Source organism: Komarekiella delphini-convector SJRDD-AB1 (assembly GCF_014831675.1).
Lineage (GTDB): Bacteria > Cyanobacteriota > Cyanobacteriia > Cyanobacteriales > Nostocaceae > Komarekiella.
Genome location: NZ_VJXY01000010.1, coordinates 1 through 18,887, shown reverse-complemented (window position 1 = coordinate 18,887; position 18,887 = coordinate 1). Strand labels below are relative to the sequence as shown.

11 protein-coding genes and 2 pseudogenes are annotated in these 18,887 nt (G+C 40.7%); 6 read left to right on the top strand and 7 right to left on the bottom strand.

Annotated elements, in window-relative coordinates; genetic code table 11:
- The first annotated feature begins 28 nt into the window (after nt 1-28).
- Genes FNW02_RS11290 through FNW02_RS11280 form a run of 3 tightly spaced genes read left to right on the top strand, consistent with a single transcriptional unit; the run spans nt 29 to nt 3,878 of the window.
- Nucleotides 29-430, top strand: coding sequence for a hypothetical protein (locus tag FNW02_RS11290; protein ID WP_191757643.1), 402 nt, complete (start codon nt 29-31; stop codon nt 428-430).
- Nucleotides 430-2,349 carry an RAMP superfamily CRISPR-associated protein gene (locus tag FNW02_RS11285; protein WP_191757642.1) on the top strand — a complete coding sequence of 640 codons (1,920 nt, stop codon included), beginning with the start codon at nt 430-432 and terminating at the stop codon, nt 2,347-2,349. Before FNW02_RS11290 ends, FNW02_RS11285 begins: the two co-directional genes overlap by 1 nt.
- Nucleotides 2,346-3,878, top strand: a complete 1,533-nt coding sequence (locus tag FNW02_RS11280) for a hypothetical protein (protein WP_191757641.1) — start codon at nt 2,346-2,348, stop codon at nt 3,876-3,878. Before FNW02_RS11285 ends, FNW02_RS11280 begins: the two co-directional genes overlap by 4 nt.
- 11 nt (nt 3,879-3,889) lie before the next feature.
- On the opposite strand, the gene ada is transcribed toward FNW02_RS11280, so the two are convergent.
- Nucleotides 3,890-4,975 carry a bifunctional DNA-binding transcriptional regulator/O6-methylguanine-DNA methyltransferase Ada gene (gene ada / locus FNW02_RS11275; RefSeq protein ID WP_191757640.1) on the bottom strand — a complete coding sequence of 362 codons (1,086 nt, stop codon included), beginning with the start codon at nt 4,973-4,975 and terminating at the stop codon, nt 3,890-3,892.
- Nucleotides 4,976-5,303: 328 nt separating this feature from the next.
- Nucleotides 5,304-6,815 (bottom strand): threonine ammonia-lyase, biosynthetic, encoded by a 1,512-nt coding sequence (ilvA, locus tag FNW02_RS11270; protein ID WP_191757639.1) that lies wholly within the window; start codon nt 6,813-6,815, stop codon nt 5,304-5,306.
- 341 nt (nt 6,816-7,156) lie between these two features.
- Between ilvA and FNW02_RS11265 the strand changes: the two genes are divergently transcribed.
- A complete protein-coding gene (locus FNW02_RS11265; RefSeq protein WP_225225584.1) occupies nt 7,157-8,968 on the top strand; it encodes a DUF262 domain-containing protein in 1,812 nt (603 codons plus the stop codon).
- A gap of 87 nt (nt 8,969-9,055) precedes the next feature.
- Here the strand turns inward: FNW02_RS11265 and FNW02_RS11260 are convergent.
- Together FNW02_RS11260 and speB are read right to left on the bottom strand one after the other, a co-directional pair.
- Nucleotides 9,056-9,154 (bottom strand): annotated as a pseudogene (locus FNW02_RS11260) (Uma2 family endonuclease); the annotation flags it as partial.
- 184 nt (nt 9,155-9,338) lie between these two features.
- Nucleotides 9,339-10,373, bottom strand: coding sequence for an agmatinase SpeB (gene speB, locus FNW02_RS11255; protein ID WP_191757776.1), 1,035 nt, complete (start codon nt 10,371-10,373; stop codon nt 9,339-9,341).
- A 1,034-nt stretch (nt 10,374-11,407) separates the two neighbouring features.
- Between speB and FNW02_RS11250 the strand changes: the two are divergent.
- Nucleotides 11,408-11,686 (top strand): annotated as a pseudogene (locus tag FNW02_RS11250) (EAL domain-containing protein); the annotation flags it as partial.
- 699 nt (nt 11,687-12,385) lie between these two features.
- On the top strand, nt 12,386-12,820 hold the full coding sequence (locus tag FNW02_RS11245) for a HetP family heterocyst commitment protein (protein WP_191757638.1): 435 nt from the start codon (nt 12,386-12,388) through the stop codon (nt 12,818-12,820).
- A 355-nt stretch (nt 12,821-13,175) separates the two neighbouring features.
- Here FNW02_RS11245 and FNW02_RS11240 read toward each other — a convergent pair whose 3' ends face one another.
- From FNW02_RS11240 to FNW02_RS11230, 3 genes are all read right to left on the bottom strand, one after another.
- Complete coding sequence (locus FNW02_RS11240; protein ID WP_191757637.1) at nt 13,176-13,535, bottom strand: late competence development ComFB family protein; 360 nt, start codon at nt 13,533-13,535, stop codon at nt 13,176-13,178.
- Nucleotides 13,536-13,575: 40 nt separating this feature from the next.
- On the bottom strand, nt 13,576-13,719 hold the full coding sequence (locus FNW02_RS11235) for a hypothetical protein (RefSeq protein WP_191757789.1): 144 nt from the start codon (nt 13,717-13,719) through the stop codon (nt 13,576-13,578).
- A 383-nt stretch (nt 13,720-14,102) separates the two neighbouring features.
- Nucleotides 14,103-18,356 carry a PAS domain S-box protein gene (locus FNW02_RS11230; RefSeq protein WP_191757636.1) on the bottom strand — a complete coding sequence of 1,418 codons (4,254 nt, stop codon included), beginning with the start codon at nt 18,354-18,356 and terminating at the stop codon, nt 14,103-14,105.
- Nucleotides 18,357-18,887: the final 531 nt, after the last annotated feature.

Here is an 18,887-nt window from a genome sequence, read left to right as displayed (position 1 = left end):
ACATGTAGTAGTAAAGGAATTAATTAACATGACATTTGACCCTAGAACAACTGCGACATCAATTTACGAAGCTTTAAATGAATTGCGTTCTAAACCTAATCAAGATGACACTATTTTAAAACAACAAAAAGGACAAGCAGTTGAACTTTACACTTATCTTTCTACTTGGGGAATGATGCGACTCAAAGCTGAAGAAACAGCCTTAGTAGATAATATGAAAGGTAAAAAGCAGGTGGTAAAAAAGTTTTTTGAATGTTTACAAGAACTATCAGGAATAGCAAATTTAGCTAACGAACAAGGTTTAGGAATTTTAAAAAACCTTGATACAGATGAATATTTAGGTTTAACAGGATTGGGGCTAGCTTTAGCACAAGAGTTTAGTTTTTGGGCTACTGCCATTTATTCAGGTATTGAAGGAGACTCAAACTAATGGTATTTGATAGACCTCAACCTAGAAAACCTCAACCACCTGCAACTGGGGAATCAAATATGAATAAACCCAAAAAAGTAATTACTGTTGGTGTTGGTGGTGGTTCTGGTGGTCATGGTAACGGTAATCAGCCTCCTATACCTTCTCCTTGGTTAAACCCAAAAAATCCACCTCAACCAGATGCAGCAGCTAGTTTTGTAGAATATCTGCGGTGGATGCGATCGCTTGACAGTGAATATAAAGATGAGACAAAAGTACAATTGTTACAAATAGCTGAAGAAAAGGCGAATTATAGCGATCGCTTGGATCAGCTAACAAAACGCACTCAACTAATTGCTAAAGATTCATTTCAAGTCAAATGCCCTTGGCGAATTCGGGTAGGCGGACATCGCGGCCCAGAAAGTATTCTTTTACCTGCCTTTGATGCTTTAGGAATGCCTTATATTCCCTCTAGCACTTTGCGTGGCGTTGCTAGAACACAGGCAATTCGAGAAATCATGGCGCAGAAACAAGTCAATTGGAAAGCAGCCGAGAAAGAAGTTGCACCCTGGTTTGGTTCTTTAGAAGCGAAGAATGAGTGCGATCGCGCAGGTAAAGTTGTTTTCCTAGATGCTTACCCTCTCCCCGGACAAAAAATATTAACGGTAGATATAGCAAATAATATTTGGCAGTGGAAAGAGAACTCACTTGAATATAGCCCCAATCCTAATGTGTTCTTTTCTCTCAAAGAAGCAACTTTTATCATTGGTTTACGCCTAGCTAGTAGTTGTCAAGATACTCAAATATTAGAACAGACTAAACAATGGTTAATTGCAGGTCTGCAAGCTGGTATTGGCTCACAAGTTAATACTGGATATGGTGAACTCATTAGACCAGGTAAAATTAAACTAGAAAGTGAGTTTTTTCGAGTTGAATTTACTATAGAAGGTCAATTAATTCACGGCCGCAAAAGATTTAAACATATTTTTCAACCTTACCAAAAATACCAAGACGGTAAACTCAAGGCAGATACAGTAGCAGATGCCGAAGTGCGTCCTGTAGCTTTTAAATCAATGTTACGCTACTGGTTTCGTACTTTTGCATTGGGAATTTTAGAACCAACAGAAGTTCAAACATGGGAAAATAAAATATTTGGAGGTATTAATCCCAGCAAAGAATATGGTTGGTTAATGGTCAGAGTTTTAGAAGGAAGAGTTCTCCAACAAGAACCTCAGAATCATTATGATAAATGCGGTGAGCAACAAGGAATTTTAACACTAAACTACTCACCAGAAATACCAAAAGATAAACTAGATAATCTTAAAAAATTAAGTCAAAATCTTACTTGCTTAATGTTTCATTTAGGTGGTATTGGTCAAGGTGCAAGAAGACCTTGTTATTCTCGCAAAAACCGTCCTTACATGCGTGGTTCTACTCTAAAACCTGACCGCAAAGATTCCTTTTGGAGATTACCAAAAACTCCTAAAGAATTTCAGCAATTATTTAGGCAAAGATTAGAAGTTTTTTATCAAGCACTACAAGCTTTGGGTGCAAATTTCAATTATAAGCAACTAAGATATTGTGGTAAAGTCAACTCATTTACTTGGGTAGAAGCTTTAGATATTAATGCCAAAATTATAGTTGTTAGTATTAAAGACAATGACAACAAAGGATATGCACTAGAAACTTTACATCAAAGTTTTCACAAATTAGAAGCAGAAAATTATACTGATGCTAAAAACTTGTGTGGTGGTGTTAAGAAAGATTATGTAAATAGCAAAAAACGTGAAGTAATTCCTTCTCCTATATGGATTGCAGATTTAGATAATTATCAAGTAGTCACCATTTTTGGTGCTACCGCCGACCCTCGTAAAAAGTTTTTAGATAAGCTACGTCAAGATACAACTCCTCAAAACTATGCCCAAATTTTCCCTTTATGAGAACCATATCAACCGAAACTAATCACGTAGATACATTAATTATTACCGTAGGTACTCGTCAAGTTGGTTGGCTTTGTCAAGATGGAGTAACTCGTTCTTTTGGTGCAGATGGTAATAGTAGCTATCCAACCCACGTTAACGAACTTTATCAAGAATTAGGAATTGAGCGTGGTACTTACCAAGAAAACGATAAAATCTCTCCTTGGAGTGCTAGAGATTTAGGTAAACGGTATTATGAATACTGCGTAGAATGGCTTGGTGGTAACTTTAGCCAAGTTGAATTGCTTTTAGACGAAGAAATTATTGAAACCGGCATTAAACAGGGACTCAAGCATATTATTTTATGGGGAACTGACCAACCAGAAACCGTTTCTTGGTCTTTTCGCCGACTCGATACTATTTGGTTAGCACAATTAATGGCAGGAAAAATTAAAAGTATTTTTCCTGATATCAGAGTTGATGTTCATGTACCAACTATTAATGCAAATGATAGCAATGCTATTCGGAAAGAGCTAGAGCTTTTAGTATTACAAGAAGCTTTGGATTACTTTTCTCCCTCTGGCGATAAAGAATTTGTATTATGGATACAAAATAAAGGTTGTGTGCCAACTGTTGCATCTAGCGTAGAAATTTGTGCTGCGGCTTTAGTACGTCAGTGTAAAGTGTTTAATGCAAGTCCAAATGAACCTCCAGAGTTTTTTACTAAATTAGAAAATAACTTAATAACCGCTAACCATTCCCAAAGTTTTAAACTGATTCCAATGGGAGAGTATTTCTGGTCATTAGAAAGACTGCGAATTATTTCTGCTTGGGAAAGAGGTGATTTTTTTGAAGCTCAATTATGGTTAAAAATTCATCAAATTCTTCATCCAGTTTTATATAAATTAACTGGGTTTTTAGCAAGATATAGTAACTGGGAATCTGACAGTGATTTTTTTCGCAAGTTGGGAGAATGGCTAGGTTCAAATGATGTCAGCAGTCTAGTTTATTCGGAGCAAATTAAAAGGTGGAAAACCCAACTCCATAAAATGCAATCAGATAACATAACTCAACTATGGGAATCTACAATTATCGTAGAATTATGTCTTTACCGAGAAAATTACACCACTGCATTTATTCAGTTTACACAGCTTTTAGAACGGTTGCTATATCTCCAATCACAATCTCAAAACTGGGTTGTTAAGGGTTTGATATTAAATAAAAATAATGACCCATCACTAGCAGAATTAATGCAAGGTTGGTGTAAATATAATAATTTTAATCAAGATAGTAAATGGTCTAAATTATTGTATGAAGTTCGACAAAAACGTAATAAAATTATTCATCAGGGTGAATTTATCACTTCAAGAAAAATTTGTTCTATCTGGGCTAATAATGGGTTTCCTGTAACATTCCCAGAAACGCCAGAAATTATTAAAAATTTGATGATGAATGTGCTGATGGAAATTAGTACACCTCCCAATTGTGATCAACTGCTGATGCGATCGCTTTATCAATGGGGACTCAACCATCTTAAAGATGCTATTTAAGGCTTAGACTACTAAGTATTGGGGTAAGCTTCTCGTTCGAGAAGCGTGCGTTTGCGTTCGACGCCCCATCGATAGCCCGACAATGCCCCATCATTACGCACAACACGATGGCAAGGAATTGCTACTGCTAAGGGGTTTGCGCCGCAGGCCTGGGCGATCGCCCGCACCGATTTCGGCAAGCCGATGCACTTGGCGATGTCAGTATAGCTTACCGTCGAGCCGATTGGAATCTTCTGCAACGCTTGCCACACGCGCTGCTGGAAGGCAGTGCCGCGGATATCGAGAGGTAGGTCTAGCCCCAATATCGGCGCTTCGACAAAGCCCACCACTTTCGAGACAATCTGCTCAAACTCGGCGTCTCCGCCGATTAGATTGGCCTGTGGAAATCGGTCTTGCAAATCGCGTGTCAGTGAATCTGGATCGTCGCCCAAAAAAATGGCGCAAATCCCGCGATCGCTTTTGGCAACGAGAATCGATCCCAAAGAGCATTCACCGACAGCGAAGTGTATATCTGTATTAGTGCCACCAGCGCGATAGTTTGAAGGTGTCATACCCAATACCTGATCTGATATTTCGTAGAACCGTCCGTTGGAGTTGTACCCGGCGTTGTAAATTGCTTGCGTCACCGTATCACTCTTGTTGAGCGTATTTCGCACACACTTCTGGCGATGAGCTGCCGCGTATTCTTTCGGCGTCAGTCCAGCGATCGCCTTAAATACACGCTGGAAATGATAGGCGCTCAATCCTACATGCTGCGACAGTTGTTCGAGACTGGGTATCTCTTGGGAATTCTCAATGAGCCGACAAGCGATCGCAATTTTCGCGGTATGCTGTTCGAGCAGTGAGGCCTGATCCGGCTTGCAGCGCTTGCACGGGCGGAACCCAGCTTCTTCGGCATCCTTACAGGTCACATGGAATTGCACATTTTCCGGTCGCGCCAGACGCGCAGCGCAAGAAGGACGGCAGTACACACCAGTAGTTTTGACTGAGTAGTAGAATTTACCATCGGCATCAGGATCGCGGGCGATAACTGATGCCCAGCGAATATCGTTCTGCGTTGCCGCTGCAAGCTGGGCGTTTTTCGCTGAGATATTCATAGCTTTCCTTTCAACGATTCGCGTTATGAATACAAATTTAACAGCGGTGCTTGTCCCTGGCACTCCGGTTCTTGCTTTCAAATTCCTGTGGGTTTGGATGGTCTAAATATCTATTTTTTGGTGTTGCTGATTGAAAATATGAATTTGTCTCGCGCAAAGGCGCAAAGGCGCAGAGAGGATGAGGAGTCATTTGTCATTTGTTATTTGTCATTTATTAGGACGCACAAGCAGAAGTTAGTTATTTTCCCCCTTTCCCCCCTTTCTCCCTTTCCTCCTTGTCCCCCTTGTCTTCCTTGTCCCCAGCCCCCAGTACCCAATCCCCAGTCCTCTAGCCCAAAAACAGTTTGTATGCAGGATTCTGGTTCTCATCCCAATAGCGATAGCCAAGGGTATCCAGAAAAGCTTGCCACTCCTTCATCTCCTGGGGAGGAACCTGGATACCGACGACAATTCGCCCGTAATCTGACCCATTGTTGCGGTAGTGGAACATACTAATATTCCAGTTGGGACTCATGGAAGTGACGAATTTCATCAACGCGCCGGGACGTTCGGGAAACTCGAAACGATAGAGTAACTCATTGTGGGCAAGAGGAGAATGTCCACCAACCATGTGGCGCAGGTGTAATTTTGTCAGTTCGTCATCAGTTAAGTCAATCGTTTTAAACCCGCAGGCTTCAAAAGTTTCTGCCATTTTTACCGCGTCAGCACGATTTTGAATCTGTACACCCACAAAAATATGGGCTTCAGTTTTATCGGCAATGCGATAGTTAAACTCAGTTAGATTACGTCTACCAATACATTCACAAAACTGGCGAATACTGCCCCGTTCTTCGGGAATTGTAACTGCAAAGATGGCTTCGCGGCGTTCGCCAAATTCTGCCCGTTCTGCGACAAAACGCAAGCGATCAAAGTTCATGTTAGCGCCGCAAGCAACAGCAATTAACGTTTGTCCCTGGATTTGCTCCCGTTCTGCGTAGGCTTTGGCAGCTGCGATCGCCAATGCACCTGCTGGTTCTAAAATTGAGCGTGTATCTTCAAACACATCTTTAATTGCAGCACAAATATCATCCGTATCCACCAAAATAATGTCATCCACATACTGCTGACACAAACGAAAAGTTTCTTCACCAACCTCCCGCACCGCTACCCCGTCGGCAAACAAGCCCACTTGAGGCAATCGTACCCGATGTCCAGCTTTTAGCGATTGATACATCGCATTAGCATCCACTGGCTCAACGCCAATAATTTTGATTTCGGGACGCAACCGTTTCACATACGCTGCAATCCCAGAAATCAATCCGCCACCGCCAATTGCGACAAAAATTGCATGGATGGGTTGCTGACATTGCCGCAGAATTTCCATGCCAATTGTTCCCTGTCCGGCAATCACATACGGATCATCAAAGGGGTGAATAAAGGTTAAACCTTTTTCCGCTTCCAGTTGACGGGCGTAAGTATAGGCATCATCGTAGGTATCCCCATGCAAAACCACCTCTCCCCCGCGTGCTCTAACTGCATCTACCTTGACCTGGGGCGTTGTTACTGGCATAACGATCATCGCTCGTGTTCCTAACTGACGAGCACCAAGAGCAACCCCTTGGGCATGGTTTCCAGCAGACGCAGCAATCACACCCTGTGCCAGTAAGTCTGTTGACAGGTTAGCCATTTTGTTGTAAGCACCCCTTAGCTTAAAGGAAAATACTGATTGCATATCCTCTCGCTTAAGCAGGAGTTTATTATTCAGTCGTGCAGAGAGATTTGGGGCATACTCCAGTGGTGTTTCCTGGGCAACATCATACACACGGGCAGTCAGGATTTGTACCAGGTAGTCGCAATACATGGGCGTCAAGGGGTAGCAGATGACGGATGGATGATAATTTTACCGCTACTTGTGTACCTGTGTTGCAGAGGTTATTTGCGATCGCTTCACTAAGAATAAATATTTGGCTGTGTATTCCGGCCTACTTACCTACAAATTGACAGACTTTAAATAACATCTACAAATAAGCCGAAACTGAGTTGACTATGACGTTAAAAGTTAGCATTGATGAAATCCCGCACTACGCCTTCAAATATCTTCACCAATTAGATTTTATTGTCTTCTAGCTAGATGAGTTTATATTGATACAATATTCGTGTAAACTACTAAATACATTTTATACAGATGCTATTCATATGAAGATGGAACCAGCATATACTTCTGTGGGGAAAATTTTTGAGTACAGACCAATGTTCTTTATCCCCAAGTATCAAAGAGCTTATGCATGGGAAGCTGAATCGGTTGAAGATTTTATCAAAGATTTGAAAAACTGTTTTGAGAGAAGAAAATCACATACACCTGTTAATCATTTTTTTGGAGGGGTTCTCTGCGTTAGATATTCTGTTGCAGGAGCTGTAAATCAACACGAATATGAAATTATTGATGGGCAACAAAGAATTTCAACCTTTACACTACTGATGTCTTGTTTAATTAAGATATATAAAGAGTTGCTAGAACAAGCAAAGAGTTCAGGAGATTCAAATAATGAATTCATATTAGAGGGACGTATCAAAGATCTCTCTGAAAGATTTGTAGAGTTCCGCCAAGAGGTTCAACGAAAGGTAAACTCTGTTGAAGTTATAAGACTATCAAAAGTGGATCATCCATTCTACAGAGAACTTATTCGTGAGATGAATCCATCTCCTTCAAGAGATTCTCATCAAAAGATTAATATTGCATATCAAATGCTTTTAAAAGAGGTACGACATATAATCAATCCATCAAAGATAGAAGGAAAAATGGATGATATTGAGATATTACAAAATATTATAGATAATGACTTTACAATATTATACATGGTAACTGATAGTAAAGATGATGCTTTTAGATTATTTCAAGTTATTAATGATAGAGGAACAAATTTAACAGTTGGCGATTTATTAAAAGCAAAAATTTTAGAGATTTTAGAAGGTTTCAATGACTATCAAGATAGTTGCGAAAAATTCTGGGACGAAATACTTGCCGATTCTCCGTCTAATACAGCAAATTATCTGAATTGGATTTATGAATCTTATAAGGGCAAGAGAGCTAAACAAGATGAACTATTTGATAATCTTCTCGATGGTTTTTTACCAGAACATAAGGAACATAAAACAGAAAACTTCACAGATCGTGAGTCTAAACAAATATATCAAACAGTCAAGAATATACATGAAGATATTCTTAAGTGTAGAAAATTGCTAGAAGGACAATGGCTCTATCAATTACAACAGCCAATAACTAATTGGGATAGAACTCGCTTAAATCTGCTTCTGAAAGAACTTGATCATACTTTATCTGTCCCCCTCTTTCTAGCAGCTTCGCAACTTGATCATAAGATTTTCTCGGAAATGGTACAGATTGTAGAGAAAGTTTATTTTAGATATAAAATAATATGTAATCAGCACGCTACATCATTAAAAAGTATTTATTATGAAGAATCGCGTGCTATCAGGGATAATTCAAGTTCTTATGATCTCTCATCATTAAGGCATAAATTACAAAATTTAATTAACTCAAAAGCATCAAGTTTTACATTTAAAAACGGTCTTGAAACATTAGAATATAAAGATTCTGGTGGTAATAAACCTCTTAAATATTTTTTGATGACTTTAGAGTATTACTATCAATGGTATCAGGATGGCAGTACGGGAACTCCATTATGTAAAGATAAAAGCAGGGTCTACGACTTTGCTGGAACTTCCATTGAACATATATATCCACAAAATGCTAAAAATTTCAAAGCAGAAAATTTGGAACCATTAAAAAATACATTGGGAAATCTAACTATCTTAGACCCAGCACAGAATACCATAGGTGGAAATGACCCTTTTGATGTAAAAAGGTCACTTTATCAAGCATCAACGGTACTATTGACTAGAAATATAGCAAAAAATGCAACTTGGAATGAACAAGAAATCAAAAATCATAAAAATCTACTCATAGATATTGCACTCAAAGTTTTCTATCCATAATTTTAAATTACTTGTCTCATCTATCTTTAATTTCTCACAAGAAAGTGTGATCGTCTATCGAGGTAGGTTGAATTGGTACAGGAAATCTTGGTAAATTAGACCGTCAATGAATTCACTGACTGGCTTGGTTTCCGGCAGTTTGAGGAATTCTTTAAGAGTGAGAGACGGTGGAAGTACTGTTGTCATAGCATTACCTTGGGTTCGGTGTCATTGTCACTCTGCTTTATGAATTATTGTCGAGTTCGAGCGATCGCAAATATCACATAGCTTGAATTGACATAAGGAATCTAACCTTTGAGCATAACCACGAAAGCATCAGCAATTTATACCGAAGAGAAGTTTTATAATTATGCTCTCAAATTAAGAATTATCACCGCTGAGATAAATCCATCAAATTCGCCAGTTTATAAACAATCCGCGCACCTACATTGCCATCCCATTCAGCATCACCGACTTCGCAGATATCAAAGCCAATGATTTTGCGATCGCTATTTACTAATTCCCGGAACAGACAAAATGTTTGCTCTAATTCCAGTCCACCAGGAACAGGAGTACCTGTATTTGGACAGAGTTTTGGATCAAGACCATCTACATCAAAGCTAATGTGAACGTATTCTGGTAAATGACTGATAATTTCGCGGCACAAATCAATCCAAGTCGTTCCAGAGTAAAGCTTTTGTTTAATCGCTGGGTCGTAATAAGCAACAATGCGATCGCTATGATCAATTATTTGCACTTCATCATGACAAATATCGCGCAAGCCTACCTGTACTAATTTAGAAATTTGCGGTAGCTTCATCGCATTAAACATGATAGATGCATGGGAAAACTCAAATCCCTCATAAGCATCGCGTAAGTCTGCGTGTGCGTCAATGTGCAAAATCCCAAAGTTGGAATATTTAGCTGCTAATGCTTGGTAATAACCTAAAGGTGAACTATGATCACCCCCAATTACTGCAACTCGCTTCCCATTATTAATTGCTTCTTTGCACTGTGCAAATAGCCATTGATTTACTTGTTGACTTGCTTGATTAATTTCTGTCAAAACAGGTGTTAAATCTGGTGAATCTGCAAGTTGTTTACCTTGTGCTAATCGTTCGATAATTTTTGCAGCTTCGGCGCGATAGTATTTGTTTTTCTCTAAAATATCTTGGGAAATTTCTGGCATAAAAATTCCCTGTTTCCAGCCATCAGGATGATCGAAATCAAACAAATCCAGTTGAGTTGAAGCGTCCAGAATTTGCTGTGGGCCATTGGCAGTGCCAGCACCATAGGAAACGGTGACTTCCCACGGGACGCCAAAGACAATCAGATTTGCAGATTCGTAGTCGAATGGCAAACCCAAGAGATTGCCATTGATTTCACCTATGCCGCTAGGATTGTAATCCTGGAGTTGATTAATCATAGAGTATTTTCTGAATTTACGTGGGTAGACAGCACGCTGACCGATGAACACCTGGATTGCAACAGCACAGGTTATATTCTTTGGCAAATTGCGCTGTTCCATTGTAATCAAAAATCAAAATTCCTTCATTTGCTTCTATATCCTCAGAGGATGTTTGAAAAATTCTCTTGTCAGTATCAAAATTTTTAGATCCCTCTAAATCCCCCTTAAAAAGGGGGACTTTGATTCCGGTTCCCCCTTAAAAAGGGGGGCTAGGGGGGATCTAAAAATGCCTAAAGTCACAAAGAAACACTTTTCAAACAACCTCTCATTGGAGTGTGTACGTATCTAGTTAATTTTGCTGATAATAAAAATTTATTTATATGAATTTACTGTACCAATAATTGCTCGTATAAAAGACAACTTTTATAACCAAATTGTCTATAATGTGGGCTTTATTGAAACTATATAGGATTAGAGATGAAGTAGATAGGCAGATTGGGAAGCATAATATATAACCCCAGATCGATTTATTCTCAGTGGAATAAATTCCACTAGTTCGTGAATCGAAAACATCTTCAGAACTTACGCACTCAGATCCCCCAACCCCCTTAAAAAGGGGGCTTTATAAATTCCCCCCTTTTGAAGGGGAGCCAGCGCGGTCTTCTCCCAAAGGGAGAGGCTAGCGCCAAGGGGGTTTCCACGCCACTCCCCACAACGGATAGCGCAGCGTAAAGCCTTCTCTTCTCCTATCGGAGACACTTCGTGAACGAGAGGCTTCGCCTTAAGCGAAGCCATGCCGCAGGCTTTACGGCATGGCTTCTCTACTTTGAGGCTGCGCCAACGCTGAGAGCGAGTCTTGTCTGCGACACGCTGCGCGAACGAGCGTCGGAAACCTCCGCAAGGGGGTGGCTCCCCATGAGCGACTGGCGTGGGCTAGGGGGGATCTAGGTTTCAGCCTTCAGTGCGTAAATCCTAATCTTAACAAAAGGATGTTTAACAGTTAACAGTAAACGGTAAACAGTAAACATAATTGGGTTTAGGGGAAACCACTAAGGGGGCGTGTGCAGGATGTGACATCAAATCCTGATAGCGCAGCCGTGACCAATGCCATCATTGCTCTAGCAAAGAGCCTGCGGTTGAATATTACGGCAGAGGGCGTGGAAACTCAAGAACAGCTTGATTACTTACAAATGCAAGGATGTCACGAAGGTCAAGGGTTTTATTTTAGTCACCCTGTCACTGCTGACATAATCACCGCAATGCTAAAGACAAGTTCTCAAGAGATAGAGGAGATATCCGGCGACAAGCAGCTGTGCGTCTACGCAGTGTAGGACTATAGCAAAGTGCTGAGTCCTGAAGCGCGGATAGCTATGGTTTAGCCCGTCCTAAGTATAAATCCAAGTACTACCCTACGGGAAGCCGCTTCGCGTTTACAAGGCTTAGAGCAATCAACATTGTCCTAACCCATACTTCGACTGCTATAAAATCCAATATAGTTCAGTTAAGCAACTTCTCTCTGTGTCGCGCCAGTTGCTACAACAGGGAGGCAGCCGCGTGAACAGTAAGTAGGAAAGCCTATTGCTTGGGATGATTGTTGCAATAGAACCATTTTTTGCGATCGCCTTTTTGTTCTATCTTCAAGACTCCAGATGTGCTTAGCTTTCTAATATCTGGTTTTTTTAGTTCTGAAAATTTATGATTTTACCTAGTGGGTTCAAAAAAAATGTGCCAACTTGGCTGAAGTGAATATAGAAAAATAGTATTCTGTATATCAAGTAACTATTTTTTTGCAAATTTCTCCACCAAAATCTTAGCGGTTGAAGCTAAACTACTATGAATTTTCATAGCGTTTGTTTGCAAGATGTCTAATCATCAAACTATCATGTTTCAGGCTGTTCAGATAACCACTGCCGAAATTATCATCTGTCATTACCGCATTGCAGACATTTTGCCCGCTTCTATTTAATGACTATGAGATGGTGGGTTCAGTTTAGCAATTTAAATTTAGGCAAGTCACATTAGGGTTAGTTATGAACTACCAAATTCCTTCTTCTCAGGCAAATTACTATAAAGCCATTAGTCCAGAACAATTGAATCAGGTCATCGAAGCTATTGTCGATGGTCGATATTCCTGGGCTTGTGTACTAATTTTGCGTTTCGTTGGTTACAATCCACTCCACTTTATTCCCCAACGCACTTACAGTCGTTTAATAAAAGAAAATAGCCAAGTTCCGCCTCCAAGCGGAGCTAACCATCAAGTACAAACAACCATGAATTCTACCTTAAGTAATCCTGGTAGACAAGCATCTAAAGTTTTAGGTAATAATAAACTGGATTATTTAGAAACTTTAGACAAAAAACAGCGTGATCGCCAAGACCAAGACAGTAATAGACCACTTTATTCAGACACAAAGATTACAGAGTTATCTTCGTTCAGACTTCATAAGCTGCATAATCACAACTAGTTCCGCTTTTATATGAGACGTACGCATGGCTTACCTCTTTGCAGAAATATGCGGAGTTAAAAGTGTCAAATAATATGTGTTTTTAGTTTCCGCCATGATGTACTAGTTATAAAAGCTTTGTACTTCTTGTTCTTAATAATTTTAATTCCGTTTATCAAAAATTCACGTTTTTACAGGCATTTATCACTAGTTAGTACATCACGGCTTAAATAGAGCACCCATTCCCAATCAACAAAATGCTGGTGGTATACCAATTACGTCAAGCCTTCTCTTCTCTTGCGTCAGCTACGCCAAAGCCAACGCCATAGTTACGCTTAGAGCGGAGCGGGGCACGGCCCCAGAGCGAATTATAAGACTAGCCAAACCAATCAGATGGAACATGGGATGGATCAACTGCGTCTGGAATATGCCGAGTTATCTCCTCTGCTTTCTCAGATAAAATTTCTTCAATTCCTTGATGAATGATGGCTTCTATATGTACGGTTTGTTCGAGACAGTAACGTACGGAGTCTGAACTTATCAAATGCTCTTTTTCTTGTTCATCAACTGTTAGATAATGATTAGGAATTCTATTTAAAGTATAAGCAATCAAATTTTGCCTAAAATCAGGGTTTGCAAAAGCTTCTTGATAAGGATGACGAGGATATTGTTCTAAAATATCCTCAATTTCTTGAACAACAAACGGCATTGTTAAATTAACAATAGTTTTAGACATTTTTCAATACCTATTTTGCATTTTAAATTGTTATTTTTTTTTAAGTTAAGGTCTGATATTCTCCTGAGAAAGTATAAATGAGAAATTTTTGAAGTTTATAATGCTCATCAGCTATTTGTTTTAACTGTTCTAGGGTCATTTGTCCAGCGATCGCTAAATCATCAATTTTCCCAACAATATTCATCAGACTCAAATTCCCAGTAATAAAAAGGAAAAGCTTTGTCCACTCACTGCAATACCCTTCGGTAAAGGGTAAAGGGTAAAGGCTGAAATTTATCTAGGTAAGCTGGGGAAGTTGTATTAGGATTTTTGTGAAATGGTATTACAGTCTAAATTTAGGAAAACAATTTGAGGAACTTGTGAGGGAATCATCCAATTAAAAACTTATGCATCTTAAAATTCAGTCAACAGTCAACAGTCAACAGTCAACAGTCAACAGTCAACAGTCAACAGTCAACAGTCAACAGTCAACAGTCACTATTTGTTCTCCCCCTGCCCCTCTGCTCCCCTGCCCCTCTACTCCCCTACTCCCCTGCTCCCCTGCCCCTCTACTCCCCTGTTCTCCCTTTAACCTCGAAGTATCTGGTGTAAGCTAGTTAATAACTCTCTGGCTGTGTAGGGCTTGGATAAAAATGCTTGGATATCAGGCCCAGTAGCTTGAGTGAAAAACTCAGTTGAGTGTAGTCCGCTACAGGCAATGATTTGAACTTGTGGGTTCATTCTTTGCAAGGTGCGGATAGCGGTGATGCCATCCAACTCTGGCATCATCATATCCATCAGTACAGTATTGATTTTATGCTTGTGCTGGGCATAGAGTGCGATCGCCTCGATTCCATTACTGGCAATGAGAGTCTTGTAGTTGTGGTTTTCCAGGATGATTGTAGCAATCTTGCGAATTTGATCTTCATCATCTACAACTAAAATCAATTCTCCCTGCCCTTGAGGCATATCTAGGTTGTCTGTACTCAAGGTTTGGGTTGCTTGCACCGCTGGGAAAAACAGCCTAAATTGGCTACCCTGTCCAATTCCTGGGCTAGACACCTTGACAAAACCGCCGTGGTTTTTAATAATGCCGAGCGTAGTTGAAAGACCTAGTCCCGTACCTTTGCTGACATCTTTTGTGGTGAAAAATGGCTCAAAAATTCTATTTAATATTTCTGGCGGCATCCCAATTCCAGTATCCGCAACAGTAATTACAATATGAGGCCCAACTGTGGCTTCAAGATTCATTTTGGCATAGGCATCATCAATAAACTTATTCTGTGCAGAAATTGTGATACTACCGCCATCTGGCATAGCATCACGGGCATTTACTACCAGATTCATCAGCACTTGATGCAGTTGTGTAAAGTCTCCAGAGATAGTCCAAAGGTCTTGTGGTATGTCTGTGTAAAATTCAATCGATTTAGGAAATGTCTGAGCAATCTGGGTAATTTCTGAAATCAGGTGTTTTGGTTGGACAATTGTGTGCTCTCCTTTAAATCCTCGCGTAAAAGACAAGACTTGCTTGACTAAATCTGCACCGCGATTGGCGTTGCTTTCTACAAGCGCTAGCAGTTGCTTAGAACGCTCCTCATCCTGGGCAAATCTTCCTTGTACTAATTGAGCTGCTGCCAAAATTGGTGTCAGTATATTGTTCAAGTCGTGGGCAATTCCACCTGCAATAGTTCCAAGGTTTTCTAATCGCTGAGTGCGAAAAGATTGGGCTTGGTGTTGTTTCTTTTCTGTGATGTCAGTGTCAACGCTGAGAATTGATTTGGGTTCTCCAGCAGCATCGCGCATCAATGTCCAGCGACTTTCTACGATAATTTCCTGACCAGATTTCGTAACTTTATTTAACTCACCGTGCCACGAACCAAATTCAACTACATTTGTTAAAGCTATTTCTAATTCTGGCGAAGTTTTTTTGTATAAAAGCTCCTGGGGATTCTTTCCCACAGCCTCCGTTGCTTGCCAACCGTACAGACGCTCTGCACCTTTATTCCAGAATAAAATTTGGCTTTTGAAATCTCGAACTAAAATTGCATCAGTGGCAATATCAAGCAGAGCTGCTTGTTCATAAATTTTCTGTTCTGCTTGCTTGCGATCGCTAATGTCAGAAAATGAAGCAACTACTGCATAAGGGATTGGGTTATTATCTTGAAACAGGGGTTGGGAATTAATCGAAATCCAGGCTAGTTGTCCATTGGGCTTGTAGATTCCCATAACTACATTTGAACAAGGTTTGCCTGTACGTAAGCTGACTAATGATGGATAATTTTCACTAGGGAAGGGCGAGCCGTCTTCACAAATCACTTGCCAACAGGGATCTTGGGGGGTGCGTCCGATCATCTCGTCGGCGGTAAGCCCCAAAATGCGCTCAGCGCTGGTATTACAGGCGATTATTCTGCAATCATCAGCGGCTTTTAACACAACACCTTCTTGCATGGCCGTCACGACTGAACGATAGCGTTCTTCGCTTTTTATGAGTGCTTTCTCAGCCTGCTTGCGATCTGTGATATCCCTACTTGTGCCGATCATCCGTATCGGCTGACCGATTTCATCATGGTATACCTGACCTTTGCAATTTAACCAGTGTAGGCTGCCGTCGGGCCAGACTACTCGATAATCCACACAGCCGCTTCCTTCTTCAATAGCCTGAGCTAAAGCCTCTTCCCTAGGTTTTCGGTCTTCTGGATAAATTAAATTGAGATAATCTTCATAGTTTGGACACAAAGTACCGCTTGGCAAACCATGTAGTGGCCCCATATTGTCAGACCAAATAGTGTGATTGGTGATCAAGTTGCAGTCCCATATACCCATGTGGGCAGCTTCCAGGGCTAAACTCAATCGCGCCTCACTCTGGCGCAGTGACTCTTCTGCTTGCTTGCGTTCTGTGATATCTTCGACGACGCCACCACAGGAATAAACATACCCTTGTTCATTTTGCATGGCAAAGCCGCGATCCCAGATCCAACGCATCGATCCATCAGGTTGCAAAATGCGATATTCTTCACTAGTGGCTTCACCACGTTTCTGTCGCTCTAATTTTGCCATCAAGCGATCGCGATCTTCTGGATGCACCCCGTCTACCCAAGAGTTAGGCTGGTCACGCAGACTTTGACAAGAGCGACCCCAAATTTTTTCATAAGCAGGATTAACATACAGGTTTTCTCCCGTTTCTGGGTTCCCAATCCAGATGAGTGCGTGGGTATTTTCGGCAAAATGACGAAATTTTTCCTCGCTTTCCCGCAGTGCTTCCTCCATCTGCTTGCGCTCAGTAATATCTCTTCCAACTCCTTGAACTTCAAACACCTCTCCTGTTTCATCCTTAATTGCGGACAGGTTCCATTCAAACCAGCGAAGACCGTTGACTGTGAGTGTGCGTTGTTCTCTAATATTCAAGCAATGAGGTGGCGATAGGATGGCTCTCACATATTGCATCGCTTGAGGCAATTCATCTGGATGGAAAAACTGAGATAACGACTGACCACGCAATTCATCCAATTGCCAGCCTAATGTTTGACATGCCGCTGTATTAGCAAAAGTAATCTTTCCTTGCATATCTATGCGGATAATCATATCGGTTTGGCTTTCAACTAGCTGGCGATAGAGTTTTTCACTTTGCCGCAATGCTTCCTCGGCGCGTTGGCGCTCGCTGATTTCTTCTTGCAACAGCGTGTTAGATACAACAAGTTCAGCTGTGCGTTCAGCCACGTGTTTTTCTAATTCCTCAGTGGCTCGGCGCAGTACTTCCTCTGCCTGTTTGCGTACGGTGATATCGCAGAGCAACCAGCGCCAACCAACTCGCCGGCCCCGTGAATCATACACGGCAGCTAAGCTGATACTTGCCGGAAATGGTGTACCTCTTCGCGGCTGTAGATAAATTTCCCAGTCCTGTGTCTGTTGAAAACTATTCAGTTGGGCGATAAAGGTCGGATGGTCTGGCTGAGCAATAAACAAAATCAATGGTTTGCCTACCAGATATTTTTGCTGCACACAAAGCAAGGTTGCTGCTGCATGGTTAGCCTCTATGATGATCCCGGTTGTATCAGTTACCAAGTAACCATCTGGAGCAAATTCAAACAAATCCTGGTAACGCTGACGCTGTGATTCTACTTTTTCACGAGCCGCAGACAGTTCTTCGTTTTGTAGACGCAGTTCCTCTTCTACTACCTTGAGTTCTTCGAGAGTTCGCTGAAGTTCCTTGTTGACTTGCATGACTGAGGCTGATTCTTCCTCAACCAATCGTTTTAAATAATTGTGAGTTTGGCAGCATACTTCCTCTATTTGCTGATCAGTAGGCTTTGATTCATCTGTGGGTTCTTGTAAATATTGCTGTAATCCTTCAACAACCCCAATTACTTTCACGAGATCAAATGCGTGCAGCAAGGTAGTTTCACTGACGATTCCGACTAATTGCTGCTTTAAGTCCAAAATGGGTAGATAGCGAATTCCATGCTGACGCAATAATGACCAGGCTGTGAAAATATCCTGAGAATCTGATTGTGTGAGGGTAATAACTTGCTGCCTCATCACCTCAGCTATTGTTACTGTAGATAAATCTCTATGAGTATTTGTAATTTTTACTACATCTTCTTCAGTTAATATTCCCAATAACTGCGATCGCTCCACGACCAAGACACAGCCACTTACTTGCTGACTCCAAACGCTTGAATCACATGACGAATTTAAATTATTCAGCCGATAATTGCTACTTCGTTCCTGACTCATCAACGCAATGGCTTCGACTACACATCTATCAGGGCTAATCGTCAATGGAGAACGATCAATAACATGATATAAAGTAGGCAAATCAATAAGCTGATCTTTTAATCGCATAGTTAATTCGTCAATTCTAATTATGTTATTGATATGAAAACGATATGGCGAAAGCTATCGTGAGCAAACTGAAGAATAACAGTGCTGCTCACGCTGTAAGAGAGTATTGATTAAATTTATTGATAAATATGCCATGTCAATATTACAAAGCTGTGTGCAAGGGTTATAGCTCAAGCTAATATCTCAGCTGGAAAGAGGATGAATTTTGTAGTGGTCAAACTAATTCTATTGTTAAATCAGCAATAGATGATCTGTTGTCTAAAGAAATTATCCTATTTAGATAGTACACATAGTACTGTTGAAGTGACATCTGTGCAATTAATTGCTTAAAACAAGAGATATTATTCCCCTCGTGGGGGATATTTGATGAGCATCAATCAGTATCACAGCATTGCTACTAGATCTAGTAGTCCACCAAGGCATTTTTGCTGGGTAAGCCCCTCTAATTGATAAACTAGTCAAAAAAGGGGTTGAGCATGGCAAAAAAGTATGTTGTAGATTTAAGCGAAGAGGAAGTTTTACAACTGCAAG